A 10,465-nucleotide genomic window follows, 5' to 3' on the forward strand; every position below is an offset into this window, starting at 1 on the left:
GGGCGCGGGCCTCGGGGTCGCGGGCGAGCCGCCGGGCGACGCCGACGTGGGACTGCGCGGCGCGCGCGGCGACGAGGGCCACCGCGGGGTCGATGCCGTCGCGCCGCACGAGCAGGTCGGCGACGGCCTCGACGGGCGGGACGCGCAGCGCGACGGAGCGGCTGCGCGAGCGCAGGGTCACGAGGACGTCCTGCGGGCTGGGGGCGCACAGCAGCCACACGGTGCGCGGCGGCGGCTCCTCGATGGCCTTGAGCAGGACGTTGCCGGAGGTCTCGTTGAGCCGGTCGGCGTCCTCGACCACGATGACCCGCCACCGGCCCTGGGAGGGGGCGCGCTGCGCGAGCTCGACGAGCGGCCGGACGGTGTCGACGCGGATGACGACGCCCTCGGTGGACACGAACGTGACGTCGGGGTGCGTGCCCGCGAGCACGGTCGCGCACCCGGGGCTGCGCGGGTCCCCGCTCGGGTCCTGCAACGCGGCGGCGAACGCCCGCGCCGCGTTGGACCGCCCCGAGCCGGGCGGCCCGGTAAGCAGCCAGGCGTGGGTCATCTTCGACGGGTCGGCGACGGCGTCCCGCAGCACGGCGACGGCGGGCTCCTGGCCGACGACGTCGTCCCAGACGCTGCTCACGCCCGCTCCTCGAGGCCCAGCAGCGCGGCGACCCGGACGCGGACCGCGGCGGCGACCTCCTCGACGGGACGCGCGGCGTCCAGCACCAGCCACCGGTCGGGGTCGGCGGCGGCGCGGTCGAGGAACGCCGCGCGGGTGCGGCGGTGGAACGCGTCGCCCGCGCTCTCCAGCCGGTCCGGGGCGGCGTCGCGCCCGGCGAGCCGTGCCATGCCCGCGACGGGGTCGAGGTCGAGCAGGACGGTCAGGGCGGGCAGCAGCCCGCCGGTGGCCCAGAGCGACAGCCCCTCGACCTCGTCGGCGCCGAGGTCGCGGCCCGAGCCCTGGTAGGCGACGGACGAGTCCAGGTACCGGTCGGTGACCACGACGGCCCCGCCGGCGAGCGCCGGGCGCACCAGCGACGCGACGTGGTGGGCGCGGTCGGCGGCGTAGAGCAGCGCCTCGGTGCGGGGGTCGACGTGGCCGCCGTGCAGGATCTCGCGGCGCAGCACCCGGCCGAGCTCGGTGCCGCCGGGCTCGCGGGTGAGCACGACCTCCCGGCCGAGCCCGGTCAGCCAGTCGCCGAGCAGCCGGGACTGGGTGGACTTCCCGCTGCCGTCCCCGCCCTCGAACGACACGAACAGGCCACCGTCGGGCGCGGGCTCGGGTGTCGCGGCGGGCAGGGCCGACGACGGCGAGGGGTGCGGGGTCACGCCCGTCAGGGTATCGACCCCCGACGACACCCCCGTCCGCCGGGTGGGCCGTTCCGCCGCGCGCGCGGCGCCGGTGGGTGACACTGGATCGTGGTCACACCCTGGGTCGAGCGCGACGCCCCGTCGGCGGCGGACCCGCGCCCGGGTGCGGACCCGGACCTGGAGCGGTTCGCCCGGCTCGCGGCCGGCCACCTGGCCGCCCCGGTGGCGCTGGTCTCGGTGCTGTCGCCCGACGAGCCGGTAGTGCTCGGCGCGGTCGGGCTTGAGGGGGCGGACGTGCGACTGCCGGCGGCGCTCGTCGGCGCGCCGGAACCGCTCGTGGTCCCCGACGTCCGTACCGGGCCCGCCGGGGAGGGGTGGTCCTGCCTAGGGGATTTCCACGTCGCGGCGTACCTCGGCTGTCCCCTGCACGACGACGGCGGCGGCCAGGTGATCGGGGTGCTCGGCGTCGCCGACTCCGTCCCCCGCGACTGGACCGACGACCAGGTCGCGCACCTGACGGACCTCGCGGCGGCGTGCAGCAGCGCGCTGCGGCTGCGCGTCGACCGGGAGCGGGCCCGGCGGTCGCACCGGCTGTCCGCGGAGGCGGTGCGGCACAGCCGCCTGCTGCTGCTGATGGCGGAGGCGTTCACCGCCGCGACGACGGTCGGGGAGGTCACGCGCGCGGTGTCGCGGGTCGCCGCGATCGGGCTCGGCGCGACGATGACGGGCATCGCCCTGCTGGACGCGGACGGCCAGGGACTCACGTACACGTCGCTGGACGCCTTCGACGGGCGGGGTGTGGAGGCGCTGCGGCACGCGCGCCTCACCGACGAGCGGCCGGCCACGCACGTCGCCCGGACCCGGCTGCCGGTGTTCTTCCGCAGCCACACCGCGATGGTCGAGCGGTTCCCCGAGATGGGCGCCCACGACCACGCGCGCGAGCGCCCCGTCCCGGACGGCGCGGTCGCGGTCCTGCCGCTGGCGTCCCGGGGGCGGCTGCTGGGGGTGGTGTCGCTCGGCTGGCCCGAGCCGCGCGACTTCCGCCAGGAGAACCGCGAGGTCAAGGCCGCGCTCGCCGCCTACACCGCGCAGTCCCTGGAGCGCGCGCTGCTGCTGGAGCAGCGCCGGGACGTCGCCCGCACCCTCCAGGACGCCATGCTCACGGCGCTCCCCCAGCCCGCCGGGTTCCGCCTGGCCGCGTCGTACCTGCCCGCCGCGCAGTCCGACAAGGTCGGCGGTGACTGGTACGACGGCGTCGCGCTGCCCGACGGCGACCTCGCCGTCATGGTCGGCGACGTCACCGGGCACGACATGGACGCCGCCGCGCGGATGGGCCAGCTGCGGTCCACGCTGCGCGCGTTCACCTGGGACCGCCCGGACGCGTCGCCGTCGTCGTGGCTCGCGCGGCTCGACCGCGCCGACGAGGGCCTGGCGCTCGCCACGGTCGCGAGCGCGCTGGTCGCGCGCCTCTCCCTCACCGGCGACGGCGCGCGGCTCCGCTGGTCCAGCGCCGGGCACCCCCCGCCCGTCCTCGTCCGCCCCGGATCGGGTTCGCGGCTGCTGGACCTCGACAACGACCTGCTCCTCGGGGTCGACCCCGGCCGCGCCCGGCACGACCACGTCACCGACCTGCTGCCCGGCGACACCGTCGTGCTCTACACCGACGGCCTGGTGGAGCGCCGGCACGTCCCGCTGGAGCACTCGCTGCACGGGCTCGCCCGGGAGGCCGGTCGCTTCGCGGAGCGCGAGCCCGAGCGGTTCGTGCACGACCTCACGGAGACCCTGCTCGACGGGCGACCCGCGGACGACGTCGCGGTGCTGGCGGTCCGGGTGCTCCCCGCCGGCTGACGCTCCCGCACCGGTGATCGGCCACGCCGACCACCTGCCGCGTGGCAGAGTGCTGCGATGACCTTCGAGGACGTCGAGATCGAGGAGCCCGACCCGAAGCCCGACGGTCCCCCGCTCCGCCGCCGCCGGGTGGTCGTCGCCGCACTGCTGGTGGGCGTCCCGGTCGTCGCCGTCGCGGCGGTGCTCGGGGCGCGGGCGCTCAGCGGCACCGACGTCGACATCGAGGCCGTCAACCTGCGCGTGTCGGAGTTCGCGCACGACTCCATGGCCGACGGCTCGTGGATGGCGAGCGGCGTCGGCAGCCCGGGCCGCGGGGCGGCGGGTAGCGCCAGCGCGCCGCCGGAGTCCGGCGTCACGGACGTGACGGTCTTGTGCTCGTCCGTGCAGGCGCGGCCTGCCGACCTGGTCGTCCGGTCGGGCGGGGAGGTCGTCGGCGAGACGACCGCGCTGTGCAGCGACGCGGCGGACCCGGACGCCGACCCCGTGGTGACGGTGCTGCCGGACGTGCCGATCACCGGGGCCTGGTCGTTCGACCTCGTGCCCGAGACGACGGCCGCTACGGCCGTCATCGTGGGCTGAGGCCAGCGCCGGCCGCTCCGCGAGGAAGAGGTGGCGGTGGCGGTGGCGGTGGCGGCCCAGTCGATCTCCTCCGCGCACGGGCTGGCTGTCCCCCCGACAAGGACGACTACCTGTTGCGAACCACCTCGCAGGCGATGGCACGCGTGAGGAGACCGTGCTTGTCCGGCCCGCTGCCACCTGCTCGTGGCAGAGTGCTGAGATGACCTTCGAGGACGTCGAGATCGAGGACCCCGACCCCACCCACGACGGTCCCCCGCCACGCCGCCGCCGGGCGGTCGTCACCGCGCTGCTGGTCGGCGTCCCCGTCCTCGCAGTCACGGCGGTCCTCGGGGCGCGGGCGCTCAGCGGCACCGACGTCGACATCGACGCCGTCAACGTGCGCGTGTCGGCGCTCGCTGAGGAGTCGTTCGAGGCGTCGGGCGCCAGCACCCTCGTCGGCGGCATCGGTGGACCCGGCGGAGGCACCGGGGGCACCGCCGCCGCACCGCCCGGTTCCGACACCATGGACGTCACGGTGTTCTGCTCGTCGGTGGAGTCACGCCCCGCCGAGCTCGTCGTCCGGTCCGCGGGGGAGGTCGTCGGAGTGGTGACGGCCGCGTGCGGTGACGCGGCCGACCCGGACGCGGACCCCGTGATGACGGTGCTGCCGGACGTGCCGGTCACCGGGCGATGGTCGTTCGACCTGGAGCCGGAGACGACGGCCGCGATGGCCGTCGTCGCCGGCTGAACGCCGGCCCGCCGCCGGGTCCCGGCGACGGGCCGTGCGTCACTCGCCCGGGTAGCGGACCCCGACCTGGGCGCGGACCTCGTCCATCGTGCGGAGCACCGCGAGGGTGTCGGACCACGGCATGCGCGGGCTCTCGGTGGCCCCCTCGGCGACGCGGCGGGCGACCTCGGCGGCCTCGTACTGCAGGCCGTGCGGCACGGGCTGCGTGAACGACCAGGACCGGCCGTCGCGGCGCCGCACCTGGAACGAGGTCGGCGCGTAGAACGAGCCGTCGATCGTGATGGTGCCCTCGGTGCCGCTGATCGCCGCGGTGGTGGGCGTCTTCGCCCAGAGGGTCGTGGTCAGCGCGGCCTGGGTGCGGTCGCCGTAGCTGAGGACGATGGCGAGCTGCCCGTCGACGCCGGTCTCGGTGAGCGAGCCGACGGAGCGCACCTGCGTGGGCACGCCGAGGAAGTCCTGCGCGAACGCGACCGGGTAGATGCCGAGGTCGAGCAGGGCGCCGCCGGCGAGCGCCGGGTCGTACAGCCGGTGGGCGGCGTCGAACGGGAAGTACTGCCCGTGGTCGGCGTGCACGGCGACGATCTCGCCGATCTCGCCGGACTCGATGACCTGGTGGAGGGCGGCGACGTGCGGCAGGAACCGCGTCCACATCGCCTCCATGACGAACACCCCGGCGGCGCGGGCCGCGGCGAACACCTCCTCGGCCTCGGCGGCGTTGCGGGTGAACGCCTTCTCGACCAGGACGTGCTTGCCCGCGGCGATGGCGAGCAGCGCGTGCTCGCGGTGCTCGGAGTGCGGGGTCGCCACGTAGACGACTTCGACCTGCGGGTCCTCGACGAGGTCGCGGTAGCCGGTGTGGGTGGTGGGGATGCCGTGCGCGGTGGCGAACCGCTCGGCGCGGGTGTGGTCGCGGGACCCGACGGCGACGACCTGCGCGCGGGTGGTGGACCGGACGGCGTCGGCGAACGCGGCGGCGATGCCGCCCGCGCCCAGGATCCCCCAGCGGATCGGTGGCGCGGTGCGCGGGTCTTCGGTGAGTGCCATGTCGCGACCCTAGCCGTCCCGTCTGCGGGAGTCCTGGGCGCCGGGACCTCCGGCCCCGTGCCGAGCGGACGCGTCATCCGTACGGTGGTGGGTGTCGGTGGTCGGCGTGGACCGTGACCGTGCGGCCCCGCCGCCGACGCGTCACGCGAGGAGGAGCCCGTGCCCGCAGCACCCACCCCGATCCGGACCCTGATCAGCCCCGGGCGCTACGCCCAGGGGCGCGGCGCGATCGAGCGCCTCGGCGAGCTGGTCGCCCCGATCGGCAGCACGCCCCTGGTGGTCGCGGACGACACCGTGTGGTCGTTCGTCGGCGACGCCGTGACCCGCTCGTTCGCCGCCGCGGACCTGCCGCTGACCCGGGACGGGTTCGGCGTCTACGCCACGGCCGCCGCGGTGGACGGCATCGCCGGTCGCATCCGGGAGACCGGTGCCGACGTCGTCGTGGGGGTCGGCGGGGGCTCGACCATCGACGCGGTGAAGGCCGCCGGGCACCTGGCGGGGATCCGCTGGGTGTCGGTGCCGACGGTCGCCTCGACGGACGCGCCCTGCTCGGCGCTGTCGGTGATCTACGACGACGACGGCGGGTTCGAGGAGTACCGGTTCTTCCCGCGCAACCCGGACCTGGTGCTGGTGGACACGCAGCTCGTCGCGAACGCGCCGGTGCGGTTCCTGGTCGCGGGGGTCGGCGACGCGCTGGCGACGTGGATCGAGGCGCGCGCGGTCGCCCGCACGGACGCGACGACGATGGCGGGCGGCCTGCCCACCGCGACGGGCACGGCCCTGGCGCGGCTGTCCTGGGACATCCTCTGGGAGCACGCCCTGCCCGCGGTCGCGGCGGTGCGGGACCACGTGGTGACGCCGTCGGTGGAGAAGGTCGTCGAGGCGAACACGCTGCTGTCGGGGCTGGGCTTCGAGTCCGGCGGCCTCGCGGCGGCGCACGCGATCCACAACGGGCTCACGGCCGCCCCGCAGACGCACGGCCTGACCCACGGGCAGAAGGTCAACATCGGCTCGGTGACGCAGCTCGTGCTGGAGGGCGCGCCGGTGCAGGAGATCCGGGACTTCGTGGAGTTCACGACGCGGGTCGGGCTGCCGAACACGCTGACGGAGGTCGGGCTCTCGGTGGACGACGTGGACGACCTGACCCGGGTGGCCGAGGCGGCGACGGCGGAGGGCGAGACGATCCACGCGATGCCGTTCACGGTGCGGGTGCCGGACCTGGTGGACGCGCTGCGGTCGATCGAGGGGTTCTCCCGGCAGGTCCGCGCGGACGCGGGGCTGCCGGAGCCCGTGGCGCACCGGGCGCACTGAGGCGACCCGTGCGGGAGGTGGTGGGCCGCACGCCGCCCGTGCCCCGGTGGTTCTGGGTCGTCCCGGTCGGCCAGGTCCCGATGCTCGTCGGCTTCGGCCAGCGCGTGGTGGAGGGCGAGCGCGGGGCGTCCGTCGTCGTGCTCGTGCTGGGCGCGATCACCGCCGTGCTGGGGACCGTCACTGCGGCCGGCTGGGTGCCGACCACGCGGGTCGTCCTGACCGACGACACGCTGCGGGTCGAGCGCCCGTGGCGGCCGCTGCGGGTCGACCGGTCCGCGGTCGTCGCCGTGGACGGGAACGTCCCCGGGCGCCCGTCGTGGTCCGAGGCCGTGGTGGTGACCGTCCGGGAACCGGGGGCGCCCGACCGCGCCGTGCGCCTGCCCCGGCTCGGGACGCACGCGCGGGTGCTGGTGCCCCGCCTGCGGGAGTGGGCCGGGATCGGCGACGCTGCACCCGCCGACCAGACCCGCTGACGCCGGCGGCACCGGGCGCACGCGGACGACGAGAGGGGGCCACGTCCTGGACGTGGCCCCCTCTCGAGGTGGTCGCTACTTCTTGGCCGCGGCCGTCTTGCGCGGCGCGGCCTTGCGGGCCGCGGGCTTCTTCTTCGGCCCCTGCGCGCGCTTCTCGGCGAGCAGCTCGACGGCCTGCTCCGGGGTGATCGACTCGGGCGTGACGTCGCGCGGCAGCGTCCGGTTGGTCTCCCCGTCGGTGACGTAGGCGCCGAACCGGCCGTCCTTGACCACGATGGGCTTCTTGGACGTCGGGTCCTCGCCGAGCTCGCGCAGCGGCGGGGTGGCGGTGGCGCCGCGGCCGCGCTTCGGCTGCGCGTAGATGGCGAGCGCCTCCTCCAGCGTGGTGGTGAAGATCGCCTCCTCCGACGGCAGCGTCCGCGAGTCGGTGCCGCGCTTGAGGTACGGGCCGTAGCGGCCGTTCTGCGCGGTGATCTCGGTGCCCGTCTCCGGGTCGGTGCCGACGACGCGCGGCAGGCTGAGCAGCTGCAGCGCGTCCTCCAGGGTGATGGTCTGCAGCGACTGGGACTTGAGCAGCGACCCCGTGCGGGGCTTGGGCAGGGCGGCGAGCGCCTTCTTCTTCGCAGCCGCCGACAGGTTCGGGTCGAGGTCCGGCTCGGGCAGCAGCTCGGTCACGTAGGGACCGTACCGGCCGTTCTTGGCGACGATCGTCGTGCCGGCGACCGGGTCGGTGCCGAGCTCGAGGTCGCCCTCGGGCTGGGTCTCCAGCAGCTCGCGCGCCTTCTCGGCGGTGAGCTCGTCGGGGGCGAGGTCGTCCGGGACCGACGCGCGGCGCGGGTTGCCGTCGGGGCCGGGCTCGCCCCCGGTCTCCTCGACGTACGGGCCGTAGCGGCCGACGCGCAGCGTGATGCCGCCGCCGACGTCGATGGAGTTGACCTCGCGGGCGTCGATCTCGCCGAGGTTGGCGACGAGGTCGCGCAGGCCGTCGCCATCGGGCCCCTCGGCCGCCTCGGTGCCGAAGTAGAACCGGGTGAGCCACTCGACGCGGTCGGTCTGCCCCGCGGCGATCTGGTCGAGGTCCTGCTCCATGGACGCGGTGAAGTCGTAGTCGACGAGCCGGTCGAAGTTCTCCTCCAGCAGCCGGACCACGGCGAACGCCAGCCAGGACGGCACGAGCGCCTGCCCGCGGCTGGTCACGTACCCGCGGTCCTGGATGACCGAGATGGTCGCGGCGTAGGTCGAGGGGCGGCCGATGCCACGCTCCTCGAGCGCCTTGACCAGGCTCGCCTCGGTGTACCGCGGCGGCGGGGAGGTGCGGTGGCCGTCGGCCGTGAGGTCGGACGCGGCGACGGCGTCGCCCTCGGCCATCTGCGGCAGCCGGGTCTCGCGGGCCGCGCCCTTCTCGCCGCCCTCGGCCTGGTCGGCGTAGCGGTCGACGTCGCGCCCCTCCTCGTAGGCGGCGAGGAAGCCGCGGAAGGTGATGACGGTGCCGCTCGCCCCGAAGACGGCGGCCGTCGCCGCCCCGGCGGCGGGGCCGTCGGCGGCGGTGCTGCCCTCGGGCAGCGCGGGCGCGGGGACGGTCGCGGCGATCCGCACGGAGGCGGTGGAGCCGCGGGCGTCGGCCATCTGCGAGGCGACGGTGCGCTTCCAGATGAGCTCGTACAGCCGGAACTGGTCGCCGGACAGCTCGCCCGCGACCTGCGCGGGGGTGCGGAAGTTGTCGCCCGCGGGGCGGATGGCCTCGTGGGCCTCCTGCGCGCCCTTGCTCTTGGAGGCGTAGACGCGCGGCTTGTCGGGCACGTGGTCGGCGCCGTACAGCTCGGCCGCCTGGCGGCGCGCGGCGTCGACGGCCTGCGTGCTCAGCGTGGGCGAGTCGGTCCGCATGTAGGTGATGTAGCCGTTCTCGTACAGCGTCTGCGCGGTACGCATCGTCTGCCGGGAGGCCATGCGCAGCTTCCGGCTGGCCTCCTGCTGCAGCGTCGAGGTCGTGAACGGCGCGGCGGGGCGGCGGGTGTACGGCTTGGTCTCGAGGGACCGGACCGCGAAGTCCGCGCCGTCGAGGGCGGACACCCAGGCGTGCGCGGCGCCCTCGTCCAGGTGCACCGGGCGGCTCGCGCCGGAGCCCTTGAGCACGCCGTCGTCGCCGAAGTCGCGACCGGCGGCGACCCGGCGCTCGCCGAGCTGCAGCAGGCGGGCGTCGAACGTCGGCTCGGCCGTGTCCTCGACGGCGAACGTCGCGGTGAGGTCCCAGTAGTCGGCGGCGCGGAACGCCATGCGCTCGCGCTCGCGCTCGACGACCAGGCGGGTGGCGACGGACTGCACGCGGCCGGCGGACAGGCCCTGGCGGACCTTGCGCCACAGCACCGGGCTGACCTCGTAGCCGTACAGACGGTCGAGGATGCGGCGGGTCTCCTGCGCGTCGACGAGGCGGTCGTCGAGCTCGCGGGTGTTCTCCAGCGCGCGGCTGATGGCCTCGCGGGTGATCTCGTGGAACACCATGCGCTTGACCGGGACCTTGGGCTTGAGCTCCTGCAGCAGGTGCCAGGCGATGGCCTCGCCCTCGCGGTCCTCATCGGTCGCGAGGTAGAGCTCGTCGGCGTCCTTCAGCAGCCGCTTGAGCTCGGTGACCTTCTTCTTCTTGTCCGAGTCCACGACGTAGTAGGGCTCGAAGCCGTTGTCGACGTCGACGGCGAACTTGCCGAACGGGCCCTTCTTCATCTCCGCGGGCAGCTCGGAGGGCTGCGGCAGGTCACGGATGTGCCCGACGCTCGCCTCGACGTCGAAGCCGTCACCGAGGTACCCGGCGATCGTGCGCGCCTTGGCCGGCGACTCCACGATGACCAGCTTGCGACCTGCGGACATGCGCTCCTGCTTCCTTCGGACGTCCCGGTCCGCGGCGTCGTGCCGCGGCGGGGGTGACTCTACGACCTCGGCCCTGCCGGGACCGACCCTGCGGTGACGGACCGCCGCAGCACCAGCAGCGTGCCCGAGACCGCGGCGGCGACCGCGACGATGCCCAGCGCCCCGCCACCGTACGACGTCAGCAGCGCCGCCGTGCTCCCGACCGGGTCGTCGGACAGCCAGGTGCGGCGCAGCGCGACCACCGCGCCGCCGCCGGTGAACGCCGCGACGGCCGCCAGCAGCGTGCCCGCGACGCGGGTGCCGGTGCGGTCGCCGCCGC

Annotated in this window: 9 protein-coding genes and 1 pseudogene; 5 read left to right on the plus strand and 5 right to left on the minus strand. The window is 75.6% G+C overall.

Annotated features, from left to right (window positions below; genetic code table 11):
• Together EBM89_RS17635 and tmk are read right to left on the minus strand one after the other, a co-directional pair.
• Positions 1–631 (minus strand): DNA polymerase III subunit delta' (locus EBM89_RS17635; protein ID WP_122150949.1); only part of this gene is annotated, 631 nt, incomplete at its 3' end.
• Positions 628–1,290, minus strand: a complete 663-nt coding sequence (gene tmk, locus EBM89_RS17640) for a dTMP kinase (RefSeq protein ID WP_122150957.1) — start codon at positions 1,288–1,290, stop codon at positions 628–630. The genes tmk and EBM89_RS17635, both read right to left, overlap by 4 nt.
• Before the next feature lie 120 nt (positions 1,291–1,410).
• Between tmk and EBM89_RS17645 the strand changes: the two genes are divergently transcribed.
• The 3 genes from EBM89_RS17645 to EBM89_RS17660 all read left to right on the plus strand — a co-directional run bounded on the left by EBM89_RS17645 (position 1,411) and on the right by EBM89_RS17660 (position 4,456).
• Positions 1,411–3,150, plus strand: a complete 1,740-nt coding sequence (locus EBM89_RS17645; protein WP_122150950.1) for a SpoIIE family protein phosphatase — start codon at positions 1,411–1,413, stop codon at positions 3,148–3,150.
• Between the two features lie 57 nt (positions 3,151–3,207).
• Positions 3,208–3,729, plus strand: a complete 522-nt coding sequence (locus EBM89_RS21900) for a hypothetical protein (RefSeq protein WP_199732185.1) — start codon at positions 3,208–3,210, stop codon at positions 3,727–3,729.
• A gap of 199 nt (positions 3,730–3,928) precedes the next feature.
• The gene (locus tag EBM89_RS17660; protein WP_122150952.1) at positions 3,929–4,456 is read left to right on the plus strand and encodes a hypothetical protein; all 528 of its coding nucleotides are present in this window, start codon (positions 3,929–3,931) and stop codon (positions 4,454–4,456) included.
• Positions 4,457–4,495: 39 nt separating this feature from the next.
• Here the strand turns inward: EBM89_RS17660 and EBM89_RS17665 are convergent, their stop codons facing one another.
• On the minus strand, positions 4,496–5,500 hold the full coding sequence (locus EBM89_RS17665; RefSeq protein ID WP_122150953.1) for a Gfo/Idh/MocA family protein: 1,005 nt from the start codon (positions 5,498–5,500) through the stop codon (positions 4,496–4,498).
• A gap of 159 nt (positions 5,501–5,659) precedes the next feature.
• On the opposite strand from EBM89_RS17665, the gene EBM89_RS17670 reads away from it, so the two are divergent.
• Both EBM89_RS17670 and EBM89_RS17675 read left to right on the plus strand, forming a co-directional pair.
• Positions 5,660–6,811, plus strand: a complete 1,152-nt coding sequence (locus EBM89_RS17670; RefSeq protein WP_122150954.1) for a glycerol dehydrogenase — start codon at positions 5,660–5,662, stop codon at positions 6,809–6,811.
• 20 nt (positions 6,812–6,831) lie between these two features.
• Complete coding sequence (locus EBM89_RS17675) at positions 6,832–7,284, plus strand: hypothetical protein (protein ID WP_158609712.1); 453 nt, start codon at positions 6,832–6,834, stop codon at positions 7,282–7,284.
• Positions 7,285–7,359: 75 nt separating this feature from the next.
• On the opposite strand, the gene topA is transcribed toward EBM89_RS17675, so the two are convergent.
• A complete protein-coding gene (topA, locus tag EBM89_RS17680) occupies positions 7,360–10,146 on the minus strand; it encodes a type I DNA topoisomerase (protein ID WP_122150956.1) in 2,787 nt (928 codons plus the stop codon).
• Positions 10,147–10,205: 59 nt separating this feature from the next.
• Positions 10,206–10,465 (minus strand): annotated as a pseudogene (locus EBM89_RS21425) (hypothetical protein); the annotation flags it as partial.

Origin of the sequence: Cellulomonas triticagri (assembly GCF_003696205.1) — a bacterium.
Taxonomy (GTDB): Bacteria; Actinomycetota; Actinomycetes; order Actinomycetales; family Cellulomonadaceae; genus Cellulomonas; species Cellulomonas triticagri.